The sequence below is a fragment of the Synechococcus sp. PCC 6312 genome (genome assembly GCF_000316685.1).
Lineage (GTDB): Bacteria > Cyanobacteriota > Cyanobacteriia > Thermosynechococcales > Thermosynechococcaceae > Pseudocalidococcus.
Window position 1 is genome coordinate 510,342 of record NC_019680.1, and the last position, 19,046, is coordinate 529,387.

22 protein-coding genes are annotated in these 19,046 nt (G+C 48.1%); 10 read left to right on the forward strand and 12 right to left on the reverse strand.

The features are described 5' to 3' along the window. Positions 1-158 precede the first annotated feature (158 nt). Together SYN6312_RS02405 and SYN6312_RS02410 are read left to right on the forward strand one after the other, a co-directional pair. A complete protein-coding gene (locus SYN6312_RS02405; RefSeq protein WP_015123272.1) occupies positions 159-1,439 on the forward strand; it encodes a glutamyl-tRNA reductase in 1,281 nt (426 codons plus the stop codon). Between the two features lie 9 nt (positions 1,440-1,448). Continuing rightward, on the forward strand, positions 1,449-2,219 hold the full coding sequence (locus tag SYN6312_RS02410; RefSeq protein ID WP_015123273.1) for an amino acid ABC transporter ATP-binding protein: 771 nt from the start codon (positions 1,449-1,451) through the stop codon (positions 2,217-2,219). Here the strand turns inward: SYN6312_RS02410 and SYN6312_RS02415 are convergent. From SYN6312_RS02415 to SYN6312_RS02445, 7 genes are all read right to left on the reverse strand, one after another. Next, positions 2,209-2,757: a CRR6 family NdhI maturation factor gene (locus SYN6312_RS02415; RefSeq protein WP_253276408.1), complete on the reverse strand. Its 549-nt coding sequence runs from the start codon at positions 2,755-2,757 to the stop codon at positions 2,209-2,211. The two genes, SYN6312_RS02410 and SYN6312_RS02415, sit on opposite strands and share 11 nt — an antisense overlap. A gap of 12 nt (positions 2,758-2,769) precedes the next feature. Continuing rightward, the gene (locus SYN6312_RS02420) at positions 2,770-3,717 is read right to left on the reverse strand and encodes a UDP-glucuronic acid decarboxylase family protein (protein WP_015123275.1); all 948 of its coding nucleotides are present in this window, start codon (positions 3,715-3,717) and stop codon (positions 2,770-2,772) included. Between the two features lie 111 nt (positions 3,718-3,828). Next, positions 3,829-4,605 carry an enoyl-ACP reductase FabI gene (fabI, locus tag SYN6312_RS02425; protein WP_015123276.1) on the reverse strand — a complete coding sequence of 259 codons (777 nt, stop codon included), beginning with the start codon at positions 4,603-4,605 and terminating at the stop codon, positions 3,829-3,831. 87 nt (positions 4,606-4,692) lie between these two features. Further along, positions 4,693-5,295: a hypothetical protein gene (locus SYN6312_RS02430; RefSeq protein WP_015123277.1), complete on the reverse strand. Its 603-nt coding sequence runs from the start codon at positions 5,293-5,295 to the stop codon at positions 4,693-4,695. A 397-nt stretch (positions 5,296-5,692) separates the two neighbouring features. Beyond that, a complete protein-coding gene (gene ntcA / locus SYN6312_RS02435; RefSeq protein ID WP_015123278.1) occupies positions 5,693-6,364 on the reverse strand; it encodes a global nitrogen regulator NtcA in 672 nt (223 codons plus the stop codon). A 196-nt stretch (positions 6,365-6,560) separates the two neighbouring features. Further along, the gene (locus SYN6312_RS02440; protein WP_015123279.1) at positions 6,561-7,241 is read right to left on the reverse strand and encodes a hypothetical protein; all 681 of its coding nucleotides are present in this window, start codon (positions 7,239-7,241) and stop codon (positions 6,561-6,563) included. Positions 7,242-7,273: 32 nt separating this feature from the next. After that, positions 7,274-8,254 carry a glycosyltransferase gene (locus tag SYN6312_RS02445; protein ID WP_015123280.1) on the reverse strand — a complete coding sequence of 327 codons (981 nt, stop codon included), beginning with the start codon at positions 8,252-8,254 and terminating at the stop codon, positions 7,274-7,276. A gap of 212 nt (positions 8,255-8,466) precedes the next feature. Here SYN6312_RS02445 and SYN6312_RS02450 point away from each other — a divergent pair, with 212 nt between their 5' ends. From SYN6312_RS02450 to rfbD, 5 genes are all read left to right on the forward strand, one after another. Then, complete coding sequence (locus SYN6312_RS02450; RefSeq protein WP_253276409.1) at positions 8,467-9,138, forward strand: Uma2 family endonuclease; 672 nt, start codon at positions 8,467-8,469, stop codon at positions 9,136-9,138. A 92-nt stretch (positions 9,139-9,230) separates the two neighbouring features. Continuing rightward, the gene (gene rfbB / locus SYN6312_RS02455) at positions 9,231-10,298 is read left to right on the forward strand and encodes a dTDP-glucose 4,6-dehydratase (RefSeq protein WP_015123282.1); all 1,068 of its coding nucleotides are present in this window, start codon (positions 9,231-9,233) and stop codon (positions 10,296-10,298) included. Next, entirely contained in the window at positions 10,295-11,194 is a 900-nt protein-coding gene (rfbA, locus tag SYN6312_RS02460) for a glucose-1-phosphate thymidylyltransferase RfbA (protein WP_015123283.1), read from the forward strand. Before rfbB ends, rfbA begins: the two co-directional genes overlap by 4 nt. Continuing rightward, positions 11,191-11,742, forward strand: a complete 552-nt coding sequence (rfbC, locus tag SYN6312_RS02465; protein ID WP_015123284.1) for a dTDP-4-dehydrorhamnose 3,5-epimerase — start codon at positions 11,191-11,193, stop codon at positions 11,740-11,742. The genes rfbA and rfbC overlap by 4 nt, the downstream gene beginning before the upstream one ends. 35 nt (positions 11,743-11,777) lie before the next feature. Continuing rightward, positions 11,778-12,695, forward strand: coding sequence for a dTDP-4-dehydrorhamnose reductase (rfbD, locus tag SYN6312_RS02470; RefSeq protein ID WP_253276449.1), 918 nt, complete (start codon positions 11,778-11,780; stop codon positions 12,693-12,695). Here the strand turns inward: rfbD and SYN6312_RS02475 are convergent. Both SYN6312_RS02475 and SYN6312_RS18125 read right to left on the reverse strand, forming a co-directional pair. Continuing rightward, a complete protein-coding gene (locus SYN6312_RS02475) occupies positions 12,692-14,251 on the reverse strand; it encodes an MBL fold metallo-hydrolase (RefSeq protein ID WP_015123286.1) in 1,560 nt (519 codons plus the stop codon). The two genes, rfbD and SYN6312_RS02475, sit on opposite strands and share 4 nt — an antisense overlap. Positions 14,252-14,330: 79 nt before the next feature. After that, positions 14,331-14,537, reverse strand: coding sequence for a hypothetical protein (locus SYN6312_RS18125; protein WP_051020951.1), 207 nt, complete (start codon positions 14,535-14,537; stop codon positions 14,331-14,333). A gap of 25 nt (positions 14,538-14,562) precedes the next feature. On the opposite strand from SYN6312_RS18125, the gene SYN6312_RS02485 reads away from it, so the two are divergent. Together SYN6312_RS02485 and SYN6312_RS19645 are read left to right on the forward strand one after the other, a co-directional pair. Beyond that, complete coding sequence (locus SYN6312_RS02485; RefSeq protein ID WP_015123288.1) at positions 14,563-15,201, forward strand: DNA-3-methyladenine glycosylase; 639 nt, start codon at positions 14,563-14,565, stop codon at positions 15,199-15,201. A 157-nt stretch (positions 15,202-15,358) separates the two neighbouring features. Further along, complete coding sequence (locus SYN6312_RS19645; protein ID WP_015123289.1) at positions 15,359-15,532, forward strand: hypothetical protein; 174 nt, start codon at positions 15,359-15,361, stop codon at positions 15,530-15,532. Positions 15,533-15,657: 125 nt separating this feature from the next. Here the strand turns inward: SYN6312_RS19645 and SYN6312_RS02490 are convergent, their stop codons facing one another. The 3 genes from SYN6312_RS02490 to SYN6312_RS02500 are packed head-to-tail and all read right to left on the reverse strand — an operon-like array spanning position 15,658 to position 18,383. Further along, complete coding sequence (locus SYN6312_RS02490; protein ID WP_015123290.1) at positions 15,658-16,431, reverse strand: ABC transporter ATP-binding protein; 774 nt, start codon at positions 16,429-16,431, stop codon at positions 15,658-15,660. Between the two features lie 25 nt (positions 16,432-16,456). Next, positions 16,457-17,305: an ABC transporter permease gene (locus SYN6312_RS02495; RefSeq protein ID WP_015123291.1), complete on the reverse strand. Its 849-nt coding sequence runs from the start codon at positions 17,303-17,305 to the stop codon at positions 16,457-16,459. A gap of 49 nt (positions 17,306-17,354) precedes the next feature. After that, positions 17,355-18,383, reverse strand: coding sequence for an ABC transporter substrate-binding protein (locus SYN6312_RS02500; protein ID WP_015123292.1), 1,029 nt, complete (start codon positions 18,381-18,383; stop codon positions 17,355-17,357). Positions 18,384-18,806: 423 nt separating this feature from the next. Here SYN6312_RS02500 and SYN6312_RS02505 point away from each other — a divergent pair, with 423 nt between their 5' ends. Beyond that, entirely contained in the window at positions 18,807-19,034 is a 228-nt protein-coding gene (locus tag SYN6312_RS02505; RefSeq protein ID WP_015123293.1) for a DNA-directed RNA polymerase subunit omega, read from the forward strand. The last annotated feature ends 12 nt before the right edge of the window (positions 19,035-19,046 follow it).

Genomic DNA, 19,046 nt, shown 5'->3' on the forward strand with positions numbered 1-19,046 from the left:
ATGATTTGCCTCAGGAGGGGATTAGGCCCGGTCATCCAGGACGGTCTCACCCCATAGCCTTCTGTCCTTAATGTGCTGGCTAACGCTATAGGATAAAATTAGGCCACGCTTCAAAAGTTTTTTAAACTCTCAAGAATTATACTCCGAGATAAATACCGATGAATATTGCTGTGATTGGCTTGACCCATAAAACGGCTCCGGTGGAAGTGCGTGAAAAACTGAGTGTTCCAGAGGAAGTTCGGGAAAGAGCCACGAGCCATTTGTGCAGCTATCCCCACATCCAAGAAGCAACCATCCTGAGTACCTGTAATCGTCTGGAAATTTATATTGTTACTTCGGATACTGACAACGGTGTTCGGGAAGTAAATCAGTTTCTGAGTGAGTGGAGTCATTGTCCCCTCCGGCAATTACGCCCCTATCTATTTATCCTCCTCCACCAAGATGCGATCATGCACCTGATGCGGGTTGCGGCGGGCCTGGACAGTTTAGTACTCGGAGAGGGGCAAATTCTCTCCCAAGTTAAACGGGCCCACCAACTGGGGCAGCAGTATAAAGGAGTCGGGCCAATCCTGAATCGCCTCTTCAAAGATGCCATCGCTGCGGGCAAGCGGGTGCGAACTGATACCAATATTGGCACAGGGGCCGTCTCGATTAGTTCGGCGGCTGTAGAACTCGCAGATTTGCGGATTAATAATTTACCCAATTGTCGGATTGTTGTGATTGGGGCAGGGAAAATGTCGCGCTTAGTTGTCCAACATTTACTGGCTCGGAACGTCCAGCACATGGTGATTGTTAATCGCACCTTAGAACGGGCCCAAGAGTTAGCGCAACAGTTTCCGGAAGCAGAGTTTGATCTCCATGTCATGGCGGATTTATTGCCCGTTGTTGCCAATGCCGATTTAGTGTTTACCGGAACAGCAGCCACAGAGCCAATTTTAGAGCGGGATTCCTTAGCTCACGTGATGAATAACGGGCGGCTCTTGTCCATTATTGATATTGCTGTGCCTCGGAATGTTCATGCCAATGTGACGGAACTTGCCCAAGTACAATTGTTTAATGTGGATGACCTAGAATCCGTAGTCGCCCAAAACCAGGAAGCCCGCCGCCTGATGGCCCTCGAAGCTGAAGCGATGCTAGAGGAAGAACTGGCTAACTTTAATGCCTGGTGGCATTCCCTGGCAGCGGTTCCAACCATTCGCTGTTTGCGGAACAAAATTGAAACCATTCGCACCCAAGAGTTGGAAAAAGCCCTTTCACGGTTAGGAACAGAATTTGCCGAGAAGCACCAAGGGGTGATTGAAGCGATGACCCGCACCATGATTAACAAAATTCTCCATGAGCCAACGGTGCAACTCCAGGCCCACCAAGACTTAGCCAGCCGCCAACGGGCCATTCAAACGCTCCACGAATTATTTAACCTGGATGTGGTGGAAACCTAACCCCAACCCATGCCCGATTCTCCTGAAATTCCTGCTCCAGGCCCAATCATTGTTGCCACAGATGTCCACAAGTGGTACGGCAATTTTCATGCGCTTAAAGGCGTGAGTTTAAGGGTCGAACTGGGGCAAGTGGTGGTGATTATGGGCCCCTCTGGTTCGGGAAAATCCACCTTTATTCGGACATTTAATGCTCTAGAGGAGTTTCAGTCTGGGGAGATTGTCATTGACGGGATGGTCTTGGCTGGGAATGTGGAAAATGTAGAGAATATTGAGCAGATTCGCCGGGAAGTGGGGATGGTGTTTCAGCAGTTTAATTTATTTCCCCATTTAACGGTCTTGCAGAATATTACCTTGGCACCGCGCTGGGTGAGAGGTTGGTCAAAAACAAAACGGGATGAGATTGCCTTGCAACTGTTAGAGCGGGTTGGCATCTTAGAACAGGCCCATAAGTTTCCTGGCCAACTTTCTGGGGGGCAGCAACAACGGGTGGCCATTGCCCGAGCCTTGGCGATGCAGCCGAAAATTATGCTCTTTGATGAACCAACTTCAGCCCTAGACCCGGAAATGGTGCGAGAAGTGTTGGATGCAATGCGGGGCCTGGTTGCCAGTGGCATGACGATGGTGATTGTTACCCATGAGGTCGGGTTTGCCCGAGAGGTGGCGGATCAGGTGGTCTTTATGGATCAGGGACAAATTATTGAGATGGCTCCACCCCAAAAGTTTTTTTATCAGCCCCAGATGGCGCGCACCCAGCAATTCCTGTCCCAAATTATTCCTTAGAAACTCTCTCAACTGGCCCACGATCCCGTAACACCTGAAAAAAATCGTGATCGAGTTCATAGCCAAACATTTCCGCCAGCGAGCGAATCCGCCCTTCTCCAGGTAGTTTATGGCGTTCTAACCAGTCCCAAAGGGTTAGGGCTTTGTGCATCACAAAAATATCCAGGCCTTGGGGGTTGAACTGAATGCCCTGTTGACGGCTAAATTGATGGGGAATCAGCATGGCTGCGTAACGCACCAATTCACCATTGCGCCAATCAAGGAAAAACGGCAACCAAGGATAGCGAGTATCGAGGGCAATAAACCACAGTCGCACCGGGGCTAATTCTGACAGTTCCAGGTCTGGTTCTTCCGGGGGGCGGGGATAGGTAACGTTAAAGCCAAGTTTCTGCTCATGAACAGTTATATCTGGAGTGGCTAACCAGGCCTGGAGGCAGTTGTTCACAGCCCTTAAGTCGAGGGCATCAATTTCTGGGGGGGCTAAGGAAATAATTTCAGACACGGGTTCAGAAGAGAGAAAAGAGCAGGGAGGAGCCAAGAAAGAAGTCTTCTAGCCAGGAATTTTGCCTAACTTAATCAGCCGCGACCGAAAATCAGGGATTGTCAAATTTAAGCCAGTTTCTAGGGGGACTTGGGGCTCCCAACCAAGGAGGGTGCGGGCTTTGGTAATATCCGGTTGCCGACGTTGGGGATCATCAGAGGGCAAGGGATTAAATTGAATCGCCACAGTCGGATCAATAATGGCTTGAATCTTTTGGGCCAATTCCAAGACGGTATATTCCCCAGGATTACCAATATTAATTGGCCCAGGATGATCTCCATTCATCAGCCAAATCATCCCTTCGACTAAATCAGAGACATAACAAAAACTTCGCGTTTGGGAGCCATCTCCATAGACCGTTAAGGGAATTCCCTGGAGGGCCTGGACAATAAAATTACTGACAACTCGCCCATCATTCACCTGCATCCGGGGGCCATAGGTGTTGAAAATCCGAATAACGCGAATATCCACATTATTTTGACGTTGGTAATCAAAAGTCAGAGTTTCCGCAACCCGTTTACCTTCGTCATAGCAACTGCGAATACCGATGGGATTGACATTGCCCCAATAGTCTTCAGTTTGTGGATGAATTTTCGGATCCCCATAGACTTCAGAGGTTGAGGCCAAGAGAAAACGAGCCTTAATCCGTTTTGCCAAGCCCAGCATATTTAGGGTTCCCATCACATTGGTTTTGATGGTTTTCACGGGATTGTATTGATAATGCACCGGAGAAGCAGGACAGGCCAGGTGATAAATTTGCTCAACTTCCAAGCGGATCGGCTCAGTTACATCATGGCGAATCAGTTCAAAATTGGGGTTTCCCAGCCAGTGGCTAATATTAGACTTATCTCCCGTAAAGTAATTATCGAGACAAATCACTTCATGGCCCGCTTCCATCAGCCGATCAACTAGATGGGACCCAATAAACCCTGTACCGCCCGTGACTAAAATTCGCATTTTTCCGATCCTGCTGACTCGTGACTAATTATAAAGGGCTGCTTGGGCCGGCCTGGTTAACCTTCCTACTCAATTTAGGGTAGTTATGGAGTCTATGAACTCTTCAGCCTGCTACATACCCATGATTGAATAACCTGCATCTACATAGATCACCTGCCCAGTAATGCCAGTGGATAGATCGCTACTTAAAAAGGCTGCGGTTTGACCGACTTCAGTTTGGGTAACCGTGCGGCGGAGAGGGGCTGTGGCTTCAACGTGATGGATCATGTCTAATATCCCGCCCACGGCAGAAGAGGCTAGTGTCCGAATGGGGCCGGCGGAAATGGCATTAACCCTAACTTGCTGGGGGCCAAACTCGGCGGCTAAGTAACGGACGTTCATTTCTAAAGCGGCTTTGGCAATGCCCATGATATTGTAATTGGGAATGACCCGAACCCCCCCCAAATAGGTCAAGGTTGTGATGGAGCCACCATGGGTCATGAGGGGCTTTGCAGCTTGGGCCAGACTAATCAGGGAATAAGCACTCACATCTAGGGCAAGGTTAAAACCATCCTGGGAGACAGCACTAAAATCGCCCCCCAAATCATCCTTATTGGCAAAGGCAAGACAATGAATCAGGGTATCAAGGCGACCCCATTTGGTTTGAACAGTTTGAAAAAGATCAGACACTAACTCCGGTTGTTGGACATCTAGGGGCAGAATCAAACTGGGATGCAAGGGTTCAACCAGTTCTCGGACTTTTTGTTCACTGCGGCCCCGCTCATCGGGTAAAAACGTAATGGCCAGTTCAGCCCCGGCCTGGTGGAGTTGTTGGGCAATGGCCCAGGCGATAGAACGATTGTTTGCAATCCCAGTCACTAAGGCAAATTTTCCAGTCAAATCGAGCATAGGGGATTCCCGGCCAATGAACAAAGAACCAAGCCAACCCCAATTGTACCCCTCGAAGTTGCCGGCACTGAATCTGGAGGGGCAGGGTTAATCGGTGGCCATTGCGTCCATGAGCATTTGGGGAAATTTTGGTAAAACCCGATGACATTGGTTGATAAAGTTGGCTAGCCACTGCTTCAGGTAACTTTCTTGATCAGGGTGTAAATGACTATGCTGGCCTGGAGCAAAACTTGGTTTGTAGGTAATATACCCTGAATCCCCAACTTCAAAATCCGCCAACCAGGCCGAGATAGGTTTTGCACCACGCCAATAATTCCGAACAATGACTTTGCCAAGGTAGCGTTGAGCCACAAGCGTTGCTTCGTTGAAAGTCCCGAGCCACGTTTCTAAATCTGCTTGAGTTGGGAGCAGTTCTTTGATGGCCGACTTCTTCTGGATTTGCAGCAGGCCAAGGATTTGTGATTCTAAATTCTGCAAAGAGGTGATTGCCTGGCGATTTTTCTGGAGGTCTTGATGAATATTAACTAAGGTAGCCAGTTGTTGCTGTTGAGAGGGAAGCAGGGCTTTGATCCGATTTAAGAGCAGCAGGTCGTGAGTAATCAGGAGATTAATTTCTTCGATCAGTAACGAATTAGTCTGTTGTTGGAGCCACCGCCGCAGATAATAAATTTGGGTTGAAGTCAAGCTCATCTTAATCCCCCGACACATCCTGCATAGGAACAACTTGAGGCAAATCAAAAATACACAGGGCCTGGAGCCGAAGATCTCCAAGCGTCTTTAGTTCATCAATGGGTGACTAGCCCTGCGTCTGATGCCAATCAAATCACAGGCAAACAATAAATAAGTGTAGTCTTTGTTACAAGCGCAAAAAATTAATAAAAAGGCCCACTTCCTTAAAATCTTTATCTTGCTTTTGAGATTTATCCAGAACTGTCGCCTGACTCAGTTAGGGCTCTGATTGGGACACATTAGAAAATGCTGTATGGGCGGCCTTTTTAAGATTTCTACTCTCTCAAAACGGTCTGCGTCACGCCATATCAGTAGATTTTGATACTTGCTTTTCTCAAGCTGACGGAATGTCGCAAAGTTATGTGAATTGCTGGCTGAGGGTGAGGGGATTATGAACCGTGATTTTTTTCTTCTGAATGGAGATCATGCCCTGATCCCGGAGTTCCCCCAATAAACGAGTCACCGTCACCCGCGTTGAACCAATCGCCTCAGCAATGGCCTGGTGGGATAACTTCAGATCAACCATCACCCCGGTTGTGGTCGGAACGCCAAAGTCGCGGCAGAGGATCAGCAGAAAACTGACCAAACGTGACCCCATATCCCGATGAGCTAAGGTTTCAATCATCATCTCTGTTTGGAGAATCCGCGACGACAAGCCTTGAATCATCACCATCGGCAGGTCTGGGTCTTCCCGCATTGCTTTTTCAACTTGTTCAATTGGGACAGAGAGCAACTCTAGGGGGGTAAAAGCCACCGCATGATAAAACCGGTCGGAACGATTACCCGTAATCAAAGACAGCACACCAAAGACACTATTTTCTCGGAGCAAGGCAACCGTGATTTCTTCCCCCGCTTCATAAACCCGTGAGAGTTTGACGGCTCCCTTGAGCAAGAAATAGACTCGCTCTGCCGGATCTCCTGGAAAAAAGATTGTTTTACCCCGTTCGTAAGTTTCAGTTGTGGCTGGAAACACACCACTGCTCATTTGCCGAAACACTGCTGCTAGGGGCTGATCTTTGGTTGCTAACATAGACTCCTAACTAACGAGCCTGACCCATGGCCCCAACTGCGAGAGAAATTGGCAATTCTTAGAGATGGTCGGGAGGCTGAAACGGACAAGGTCTGAGGTAGGGACATATAATATTCTACCAACATTTTGAATAGGCAGGCCAGAGATTGTCGGGTTTCATGACTCACAGACCCGAAAAACAACCTTGGCATCATACTTAAACGGATTTTAGGGGAGGATTTTGTATTTCTGGATACACTTTACCGGTGCGTTGGAGGGGAGGGCGGCAACAGAGATAAATTAAGGGGCCGAAAAAGGGAATCAGAGCCACCCAGGCCAGACTGCCCCACCCTAAGCCCCGCCGCTGGAGATCATCCCCCAAAACCGCTGGAAACAGTAATGTTAATAGGCAAAAGTCGAGACTCATCACATGGATAAAGCGACTGGTGTGCCATTGGTGAACAAAATCCGGCCAATTTCCCTGGGTTAGACCATAGCCAAACAGAGCCAGACCCCCAACTAATAAACTCACTGCCAGGCCCCGCGACTCGGTTAGTTTTAGGCCTTTGTCCATTTCCCCTCTAAAGGCTGGGTTAGGGTTTCTCAGGACAAAATACGGCAACAAGGCAAAGGCTCCCAGCGCAAAACTGCCGCCGACAAAGGGCCAAGCCGGAATTTTTTGCCCGCGCCCATCCACCAGCAGCACACAGAGATAAATAAACGGCCAAACTCCCATGATGTTGAACAGGGCAATGATCAGGGGGTTAATGCCAGCCCAGGGGCCACCGACTAAGCGTTGAATTAGGGCCAAGGTATCCGGTTGATCCGGTGGGGCAAAACCAAAGGCATAAATCACAAATCCTAGCCAAAGGGCCAAAAATCCCAAACGCCGCACCATGTTATGTCATTTCCAGATTGGTTTAAGTTGAGCTAATTATAGGTTCTCCTGAGTAACCCCCAAAGTTGCCCCATGTGCCAAACCCCCCTTAGCCCCCAGCGCAATCCCCGCCATTTGGGTGAATTGCCAACCCCGGCCATCGCATCCGACTCAAAGAGGTTAAACACGGCTTGGGCTGTGGGCCATTGATTCTGTCTAAGAAAACGCACGGTTCCGGCCAAAATAAATTGATGGAGAAAATTAGCTTCGGCCTGGTGCAATTCTGACGCTGTTAATAAGTTTGTAGTTTGGGCCAGCTTAAAAATGTTGCGGAGTTGGCTCAGGGTTTGCAGATTAAACATTCCCATCGTCAGGGCCTGGGTATGGATTCGATAGGCTGCCGTTGTTTTAGGGACACAATACACCCCGGTCTGACTCATCAGCCGTAACCACATTTCAATATCCGTTGCTGCACCAAATTCCTGGGAAAAGTAGCCGTAGTCCTGAAAAAGTTCTCGTTTAATGACCAGGCCGGGGAACCGCACAAATGAGGATTGATTCAGGAGTTGATATATGGCCTGTTGAGGGCATAAGTAGTGGTAACGACGCGGGGCTTGGACTCGAATTAGTTTTTCTTGATCCGTAACCAGATGAACACCAAACAAAATCAGGGCATATTCGGGGTGAGTTTGAATAGTTTTGAGAATTTTTAGTAACCCATAATCTAGTAAATAATCATCATCATGAAGAATTAAAACATAATCACCTGTGGCTAATTCAAGACTATAATTCCAATTTTTAACCATGCCGAATCGGACTGGATTTTTAATATATCGCCACCGGCCTGGCCAGCAATCTAAGACTGAATCAACAATGTCTTGACAGGCCAAGGTCGTAGAATCATCAGTAATAATGATTTCTAGTTGATTGGAATAGTCCTGATTTTTCGAGATGATAGAGTCAAGATTACGCCGGAGCCAGTCGGGACGATTGTAGGCCGGAATACAAATGCTTAAGTGGGGTTGGCCAGTCATCGGCAGTGCATCCTAAGACCTGTGTTAAGAATTTTAGTAATTAATGCAGTCAGAGGCGGTGAGTAAGATAATTGTATTTTGCATTGCTCATTTCAGGCCAGATAATTTTTACTTAATTATCTTGACTCATTACGTCTCTAGAATGATCAGCTATTTGGCTGAGTAGCAAAGCGTAGCGCGTAGTCATATTAACTTTTGGAACTTGAATATTCTTGAAATCCCATCCTTTCTGTCTAAGAAATGTCAAGATTGAAGCAGAACAGACTCCAGGCCAAGTCATGATTGCCAATCCTCTGCCTTCTCCATATAGTCCAGAAGAATATCTCGCTTTTGAAGCCGCCAGTGAGACTAAGCATGAATATTGTCAAGGCGAAATTTATGCAATGGCAGGAGCAAGCCGTATTCATGTGTTAATTACCGTTAATTTAGTCACTCTTTTTCGTCAGCAACTGCGCGGACAGCCTTGTTTACCCTACAGTAATGACTTAAAGGTGAATGTTCCAGCAGCAGGGGCTTATTTTTATCCCGACTTAGTTGTTAGCTGCGATCCGCGAGATAGCCGAACCACAGATGATATTCTTAACCATCCGCGCCTGGTGCTGGAAGTTCTCTCACCAACCACAGAAACGTTTGATCGGGGGCGTAAATTCCAGGCCTATCAAACCATTCCCTCCCTTGAATATTACCTGCTCGTTAGCCAAACCGAAATGCACCTAGATGTTTACCAGCGACAAGGGATCAATCAATGGCTGCTCACCCCCCTGGGAGCCTCGGATCAGCTGATACTTCCTAGCCTTAATTTTACCTGTGCAATTGCAGATATTTATGAGGATGTTCCAGCCTTTGTGAGTCCCCCTGAGGGTTTACCTGAAAGAACTGGATAATGGCTATTCAGACCGTAAACTTGATTGATTTTATCCGATTATCTGAGGCTAGATGAGTTAGATTGGGGCAGTAGGATATTAATGATCATCAGATGGAAAAATTATTAGTGACCGGTGGCGGGGGGTTCATTGGCAGTAATTTTATCGTTCTAGCTCAGTCCGGCTCCAACACCAAAATCATTAATCTTGATAAACTCACCTATGCTAGTCATCCCCAGACGCTCCAGGCCCTGAGTCAATTACCCAATTATCAATTTGTTCGTGGAGATATTGGGGATCGTATCCTAATCAAGCAATTACTCAATGACTATCAACCCGATGCGATCATCAATTTTGCCGCTGAAAGTCATGTGGATCGCTCCATTGCCAATCCCAATGATTTTATTCAAACCAATGTCGTCGGTACAGCCAATCTTTTAGAGGAAACTCGGTTCTATTGGCAAGGTCTAAATGAACCCCAGAAATCAGCATTTCGCTTTATTCACATTTCTACGGATGAGGTTTACGGGAGTTTAGGCGCGGATGATCCAGCATTTTTAGAAACGACACCCTACGCCCCTAACAGTCCCTATGCCGCCTCCAAAGCTAGTGCCGATCATCTAGTGCGGGCTTATTTTCATACCTATGGGCTACCCACGATCACCACCAACTGCTCCAATAACTATGGCCCCTATCAATTTCCCGAAAAGCTGATCCCCTTGATTATTAGCCAGGCCTTGAACCAGCAACCCTTACCGATTTATGGCGATGGCTTAAATATTCGTGATTGGCTTTATGTTGCAGATCATTGTCGGGCAATTTATACCGTTTTAGAACAAGGCAAAATTGGCGAAACCTATAATATTGGCGGTAATAGTGAGAAAACCAATATCGAAGTTGTCAAAGTGATTTGTAATTTACTCAATGAATTAGTGCCAAAATCTGGATTTGATTATCAATCCCTAGTTACCTTTGTCAAAGACCGACCCGGCCACGATCGACGATATGCGATTAACTGTGAAAAGATTAAGCAGGAGTTAGGTTGGCAGCCCCAGGAAACCTTTAATTCGGGTTTAAGAAAAACAGTGCAATGGTATCTACAGCACCAGGCCTGGGTCAATGCTGTCAACACTCCCGCCCATCAAAACTGGCTGGCCCAACATTACGGAATTAGACCATGAGAGGAATTATCTTAGCAGGCGGCTCTGGCACAAGACTTTATCCCCTCACCCAGGTGATTAGTAAACAGTTGATGCCCATTTATGACAAGCCGATGATTTACTATCCCCTCTCGGTGTTAATGTTAGCGGGCATTCGAGACATCTTGATTATTTCCACCCCAGAACACCTCCATCTGTTTGAAGCTCTCTTAGGCTCAGGACAACAATGGGGCTTACAGTTTAGCTATGCTGTCCAACCAAAACCGCAAGGATTAGCCCAGGCCTTTCTGATTGCGGAATCGTTCATTGCCAGTCAACCCGTCTGCTTAATTTTGGGGGATAACCTCTTTTATGGGCAAGGCTTAGCGGAAGTCCTCCAGCAGGCCACAGAGTTAGAGACTGGGGCTTTGATTTTTGGCTATAAGGTTGCCCAACCGGAACAGTATGGGGTGATTGAATTTGATCCCCAGGGCCGGGTCATTGGCATTGAAGAAAAACCGATGCAACCCAAATCAGCCTATGCTGTCCCTGGGATCTATTTTTATGATTCTCAAGTATCAACACTAGCCGCCCAGTTAAACCCTTCAGCCCGGGGAGAATTAGAAATTACGGATTTGAATCGGCTGTATTTAGAAAAAGGGCAACTCAACGTTGAACGACTTGGGCGGGGCTTTGCCTGGTTGGATACGGGGACCCATGACTCCTTACAACAGGCCAGCACGTTTATTCGCACCTTAGAAACCCGCCAGGGGGTTAAAATTGCCTGTCCCGAAGAAATTGCCTATGTCCAGGGATACATCAGCGCAGAGGAACTCTATGGCCTGGCCACCAAGTTAGTTAAAAGTAGCTATGGAGCCTATTTAATGCAGTTGTGGGAAGAATCACAAGGTTCATTGCCGCGGGGCCTGGGACGATGAAGGTAACACCGACGCAGATTTCTGATGTGCTGTTAATTGAGCCGCAAGTTTTTGGGGATGAACGGGGCTTTTTCTTGGAAAGTTTTAACCTGAAGAACTTTAAATCTGCCACTCAGTCTGGGGTCAATTTTGTCCAGGATAATCACTCAAAGTCACAGCGGGGAGTCTTGAGGGGCTTACATTACCAACTTCATTATCCCCAAGGTAAGTTGATTCGAGTGATCAGGGGTGAAATTTATGATGTTGTGGTTGACTTACGCCAATCTTCCTCGACTTTTAAGCAGTGGCTGGGAGTTTCTTTGAGTGCGACAAACTTTTATCAACTTTGGATCCCGCCTGGCTTTGCCCACGGCTTTTTAGTACTATCCGATGTGGCAGAAGTTCTTTACAAAACCACAGACTATTATCACAAGGATGATGAACATACCCTGCTCTGGAGTGATCCAACCTTAAATATCCATTGGCCGATTACTGATCCAGCCCAACTGATCCTTTCTGAGAAAGACCAGGCCGGGAAGTTCTTTAACCAAATTCCCTACTATCCCTAATGCTTAACCTATCAGCAGCCTCTTCCCTAAGGGTGATGATTCTTGGAGCCAATGGTCAAGTTGGTTGGCAGCTACAGCAACAGGGATTAGCACTCAAGCGCATCGACACATTTCCCTTAGAAATAATTCCCATTGCCCGACAGGGAACACAACTGACCTTAGATTTAACTGATTCTTCAGCAATTCAAACTGTAATCCGTACCCATCAACCCCATATTGTCATCAATGCTGCTGCTTATACCGCTGTAGATCGAGCCGAATCGGAACCAGAATTAGCACTGGAAATTAATGGAACAGTCCCAGGTGTTTTAGCTGTGGCGGTTGAAAAAATTGGCGGATTATTGATTCACTATTCCACAGATTATGTCTTTGATGGAACAAGCTCAACTCCCTATTTAGAAACGGATTCAACAACTCCAATCAATGCCTATGGTCAATCCAAACTGATCGGGGAACAAGCCATCCAGGCCAAGGCCCAAAATCATTTAATTTTACGAACCAGTTGGGTTTATGATGTCAGAGGTAAAAACTTTCTCTTAACCATGGCCAAATTAGCCCAAACTCGGCCACAGATCTCAGTCGTCAATGATCAAATCGGGTCGCCAACCTCTGCCCCTTTGATTGCCAGAATAACGTACCAAATCTTAGCGCAACTTTTGGCTACTCCTGATTGGCAAACTTTAACCGGACTTTATCATCTCACTGCCCAAGGATTCACCAGTTGGTATGGCTTTGCTGAAAACATCGTGGCTCACCTGGCAGAATCTAGCTCTCATCCCCTGGCGGAATTAATTCCCATTTCTACCCGTGACTATCCAACTGCGGCCCAACGTCCAGCTTTTTCGCGGCTTAACTGTCAAAAACTCCAACAAACCTTTGGGATCACCTTACCGGCCTGGGAAAGAGAATTTGGCATCGTTTGGCAAACCTGGTTACAATCGCGCCCGACTTAAGGTTCACGTCTGATAAATTCTGGGCAATAGCCTTCTGGAGCCACCTTAAATGAATACAGGGGCGAACTAGTATTCCAACACCGTTGTTGCCGATAGGCTTCACAGTTATTACAAGCTTCTTGCGCTTGGCTGACGGAATTGGGGAGAGGACGCAATAATTCCCGCTGGCTTAACCCCCGCAACACTAGACTATCCCCTTGCCAAGTGGCACTGACCAGGCCAGTATCGGCAAACCCTTGCCAACGCTTATCAGTAGTTAATTCCCAGGGCAAACTCATCACCACCCGGTCCCCCCATTCCGTCACCTCTCCTTCATAGATTGGATTGGTCAGGGCTTGGCTGGCCTGGAGGGGGAGTTCTCCGAGGGGAAAATCCGTCTGACTGCCAATTTGGGGTGTATGGATGTGGTAGCGATTACTTAACTCTTCCAGGCCGGCTAAATCAGCTAATTCTTCCGGGCGACCATGGATCAAGACAACGTGCTGGGGGCGGAGATTGTGGATTAACTGGGTTGTCGCGGGGCCGTCGGCATGAAAACTGAGGCTAAATTCGGCTAATTCCAGTTGGTTGCGCGCAATCAGGGGGGCATATTGGGCCTGGGCGGCTCCAATCGGATCCGGATCCACGGGTGTTGCTGGGGGCAGAAGCATCAACCAAGGTCGGCCGGGAGTTGCAATTAACTCTGTAAAATCCCCTTGCCAATCTCCTAAAACAATACTGGGCAGCGTGTTGAGCACTCCAATCGGGGCAGTATCGAGATGATGGACATGGGGGCGAATCCGTTCATCCCAAAATAAGGATTGATGTTGGGCAAAGTTCTGAACCGAGGTGGGCAGATGGGGCAAAATCGCCAAATAAGCATCACAGGCCTGGGCAATTTCCCGATCCACCCAAATATTAATTGCTTTACCTGTAAATAAATAATGGCTCCGCAGCAAGAGCAACAATTCCTGGGCCATTCCCAACGGCGGTAAGGGCAAGATGACGTTTTGGCCACCCTTGAGGGCCTGGTAAATCATTTCCGCTAATTGGTTTTCCTGTTGACGGCGATGGGGATAGCGCGCTGTGCCTAAACTTCCTTCCAGAATCAACACATCTGGAGCCAACCCCCGGACAGCCTCAAGGGGTAACCCATTCACAAAACGGGCATGGGAAAGAAAAAAGTCACCACTATAAAACACACTACAGGGGGCCTGGGCTGGATCATCAGGGGTGTAGGTGAGCAAAAATGCCGCCGCTCCTGGTAAATGTCCGGCTGGAAATAACTCTGCCGTTAAGCCCTCCCCAAATTCCACAGGGGATCGCCAAGGTAAGGCCCGACAAAAGCTGGGAACCGCATCCGCCTCCAGCCAATTCAAGGGGAGCAGATCGGTCGTGACTTCACTGGCATAGATGGGCAATTGGGGAAACAGTTGATGGAGTTGTAGTAACCCCTGGGCATGATCGGCGTGGGCATGACTACAGAGGACTAAATCGGCGGGGGGGGCAATCGTTCTAAAGACTTCAGACCACAGTCCAGCAAAATCCGATAGGGGCCCAATCGCAGGCGCAGGCAAACCCCTTCCGGGCCACTGCCAATTCCATGGGCTAAACAGTCAAGGACAACCACTACAGTAATGTCAGAGTTCAGGGAGTTTAGTGGGCTGAGCCATTGCCGTGATATTTGTCGGTGTCATAAAACCCATTGCGTGTCCCAAAAAATAAGCACATGACAATAAAAATCGGCGTTATCGCTAGCAAAACAGTTTTGACATTAATTACAGCTTCCACAGCAATCACTCCTGGGGCTTCACCTACAATCAAGGGATGCTCCCAAGCGTTGGAACAACCCAAAGAAACCATAACACTTTGCTTTTAATTCGTGCCAATGGCTCAGTCTTGCTCTCAGGATATTGACACTAATCTTCAAACTTCTCAGCCAGTCCCTTCTTGCTGGTTAGCCCGTCCGGCTCAAGAAGTGGCTCCCGATTTAGTTGGCTGCTGGTTAGTTCGGCGCACAGTGATGGGGCAAATTTGGCGGGGCATGATTGTGGAAACCGAAGCCTACGGGCCTGGAGACCCAGCCTGTCATGGCTATCGCAAACAAACTCCCCGTAATCAACCCATGTTTGGCCCCCCAGGCCTGGTTTATGTGTATCTCATCTATGGCATCTATCATTGTCTGAATTTGGTGACGGAAGCTGAAGGCCTGCCCAGTGCTGTCTTAATCCGGGCGGTTAGCTTGGCTCCAGAAACAATCCAACAGTTAGCCGATTCTCCTCAAGTCTCTCCTTCCCAGCAACCAGAACGGTGGGCCGCCGGGCCTGGAAAACTCTGCCGGGTCTTCGAGATTGAGCGACATCTTTCGGGACAGTGGCTAGCTCCTCAAACAGGTCTCTGGCTAGAACCTCGGTCACGGAACTGGCAGGGGGATCTGGTGCAAACAACCCGGATTGGCCTGACCCAAGGACAAGATATTCCCTGGCGGTGGTATGAGCGTCACCATTCGGCGGTCTCTCGTCCCTAACCCAAAACTGATGGGAATACCCCTAGGGGCCTGGTAAACATTAGCCGACTGTGGGGTAAATCACAACATTCTGGTGACTTATTACAGTGCCTCCTTGAGTCGCTCATCTGAGAATAGGAGCATTAGGAACTGAGAAAAATATAGGGTTGTAATTGCTATGTTTGCCGATAAGTCATTATCCCTAGCCCTGACAGTTAGTACCTCTGTTATTCTTCTCGTGATAATTTTAATGCCATTTTTGTGGTTATGTGGTGGCTTTCAAGATCGGCAACCCAAAGTCGGGAATCCCCCTAGCTCTTTTTCAATGACAATGCCCCAAGAGCAGTTTTAGAACAATCTGGAAGGATAGCGTTACGCAGACTGTTCTGAGAGAATAGAAATCTTAGAAAGACTGCCCATAAAGCATGGCCTGACTTGCCCTAATAAGAGCCTTAAATGAGTAACGCTATAGTTTGGTTAAGCAACGGCTAAGGCTTCTTGACCATGTTGTCGTAATAAATCCATCAACTCATCCCGGTAGTCATGGAAAATCGAGTTCCGTTTAATGGTATGACCGCGGTTAGGTAGATTAATATTCATAATTTTACGTACAGTCCCCGGTCGTGCGCCCAAGGCAAAGATGCGATTGGAGAGAAAAACAGCCTCCTCCACATCATGGGTGATCATGAAAATAGTGATGCCTGTCCGTTGCCAGAGGTCTAACATAAACTCATGCATTGATTCTTTGGTATGTACATCCAGGGCCCCAAACGGTTCATCCATCAGCAACATTTGTGGCTCTGCGGCCAGGGCTCGGGCAATCGCGACCCGTTGTTTCATCCCACCAGACAGTTCCTTGGGCAGAGATTTGGCAAATTGGGTCAAACCGACCACATTGAGATAGTAACTGGCCTGTTCGCGGCGAATCTGTTTTGGAACGCCCTGTAACTTCAGGCCAAACTCTGTATTTTGTTGGACATTCATCCAGGGATAGAGCGTGTAATGCTGAAACACCATTCCCCGATCTGGCCCCGGCCCAGTGACGATTTTTCCGCCAATCCGAACTTCCCCACTAGTGGGCTGATCCAGGCCAGCGATTTGCCGTAAGAGGGTAGATTTTCCAGACCCCGATGCTCCGACTGCGCAGACAAATTCCCCTTGTGCTACTCCTAAATTAATATCTTTGAGGACAACCAAGGGGCCTAAACGGGTGGCAAATTCTTTATTGAGGCGATCAACTTCTAAAAACATAGGGTTATCCTTGCAGTGAAGAAACTTAACGGCGTTGGCTAGCCCAGCGACAACTCAGGCGTAATAGATACTGAAAAAACAAATCAAAACTTAAGCCAATAATCCCAATCACAATCAAACCCACAAAAATCTCATCGGTTTTCAGAAATCGCCCCGCCACACTAATCCGCCGTCCTAAACCTTCCGTAGCGGCAATCAGTTCCGAAACAATGACCAACTGCCAGGCCGCTGCCAAGTTAATCCGGCAAGCATCAATGACACCCGGTAACACATGGGGGACAATCACCTGGGTTAAAACTTCGCGCCGATTTCCCCCCAACATATAGGTGGCTTCAATCAGATCTTTGGGGACAAACTTGACGGTATCCATCGCCATTAAGGTATTAAAGAAAAAAGAGCCAATAAAAATCAGGGCAATTTTGGGTTCCTCCCCAATTCCCAAATACAAAATTAATAGGGGAATAAACGCCGGGGCAGGCATATAGCGAATCAGGCCAAACAGCGGCTCCAGGGATGAGCGCACACTGGCAAAACTGCCCATGAGGATGCCAATCGGTACAGAGAAGATCACCGCCAAGAAAAACCCCAGGCCAACCCGGCCCAAACTAGCGAGGGTATCTTTTTGCAGTTCACCCGTTGACCAGAGATGCCCAAAGGCCTGCAGGACGCGACCCGGTGAGGGCAAGAACTTGGGATCTATCGGGAAAGCCGCTGTCGCCACCCACCAGAAAAGTAAGGGCAGCAAGACAGAAATAATCACCAGGGTTGTGCTCAGGGGCCGGGGAATATCTTCCGCAAGCCGCCAAAAGACTGTAGGACGGAGAGATTGCTGTCTGAGATACCTTTGAATCGGGTGGGGACTGGAGGCGGTCATGAAACTCTCAGCGAAGGGTAATTAACTTAAGACTCTGGCTCCCTAGTCCTCAGGATGGTTGGGCTTTGGCAGCCGCCGCTTTCACAAACTGATCATCAAAGAGTTTGCTTAAGTCTGGCTTCTCCTGAATCAGTCCCACACTCATCAGAAAGTCACTAAACTGCTCAGCCGCAAAGGGAAGATTATTCATGGTGTCTCCAGGTTGGAAGGCGGCAATATTCTCTGCCAGGGTGAAGATTTTTGTCCCATCCGCATACTCTTTATATTCAGGAATAGTCACCCCTGCTCGCTTCGCCATGATCTCAGTCGAAACATCAGGGTTTTTAGCCATAAAATCCAGGGTGGCAAACCAAGAATCCACTAAGGCTTGAACTTGTTCTGGGCGTTGCTCCACCATGTCCCGAGTTACAACTAAATGATCAGAAATTGAGCCAGGAAAGTCCTTGGAGGTAAAGAGGGTCTTACTGCCGGAGCGTTTGAGGGCCTGGGTTGTAAAGGGCGGGAACACCCCCACTGCATCCACCTGTCCACCGACAAATGCCGTAGCAGCCTGTCCTGTCTCCAATGGCACAAATTCAATATCGTCTGGTGTCATGCCCGCTTTCTTCAGGCCTTGGAGGAGGAGAAAATGATCGACAGTGCCTTCTTCAGCAGCCACTTTCTTGCCCTTGAGATCTTGAATCGAATTAATTCCCTCCCGAACAATGATTTTGTCATTTCCGGTTGAGTGATCGTTCACCAAAACAATGACTAAATCCGCTCCACCTGCTAAGGAACTGACTGTATCTCCCAAGGTTTGGCTGTTGGCATCCAATTGCTTGGCATTGAGAGCATTAATGGATTCCAAATACCCATCAAACCATTTGAGATCCACCTTAACGTTGTTATCTACAAAAATTCCCTTGTCAGCCGTGATTTGCCAGGGGAACCAGCCCGGCCAGGCACTAAAACCTAAGCTCACTTTGGGACTGGAGGACGTGGCATCTGGTGAGGTTTGGGGGCCAGTTGTACAACTGACAATTAACAAAAGACTGAGGCAAAACAGGCCAATGGAAACTAAAAGTGAACGCCGTTTCATGAGTTAGTCCATATAAATACGGGAAAATAATAAAAAGCCCTGGAAAGCAAATTGGATTTGGCTAAGTCTGTGGCAGGGGCAGCAGGGTAGAGAGGCAACAACCAGGCCGGGGATAGCTTGTCTTTGGCCCTCTAATCTAGGCCAGTATGGAGAGGACTAGGGTCGGCATCTGTTACATTCGCTACATTCTAGACTCTCCTGGGCGTTGGCTTGGGATATAAATGTCCCTGAGACGCTTCTCGGTGCGCAAATTTATATCCTGGCAGATCGCGAATCATCGCCTCAAATCCTAGAAACGTTGCTACAGAAATGCGTTCTAAATTACCCATCTAGCCCTAAATCAGTCACCCTCAGGACGCTGTCTTGGCAAGGCCCAAGTTGATCAACTAAGGTGGAGGGATACCCCTTGAGTCTAGAATCTCCATGCAAAAGCGTCTCACGGAAAACAATACAGAGGTTATGCGCCGGGCCGAACAATTGGTCGCAGCGTCCTCCAACCGCTATCGAATTACCGTCCAAGTTGCCCAGCGAGCTAAACAGCGCCGAGCCTTGGATAATGAAGAATTTGATGAAGTCACCATTAAACCCATTACTCGCGCCATTCTGGAGATGTCGGATGAACTGACCCAGCCGGAGATTCTTGCTGATTAAGGAGCATGGTGT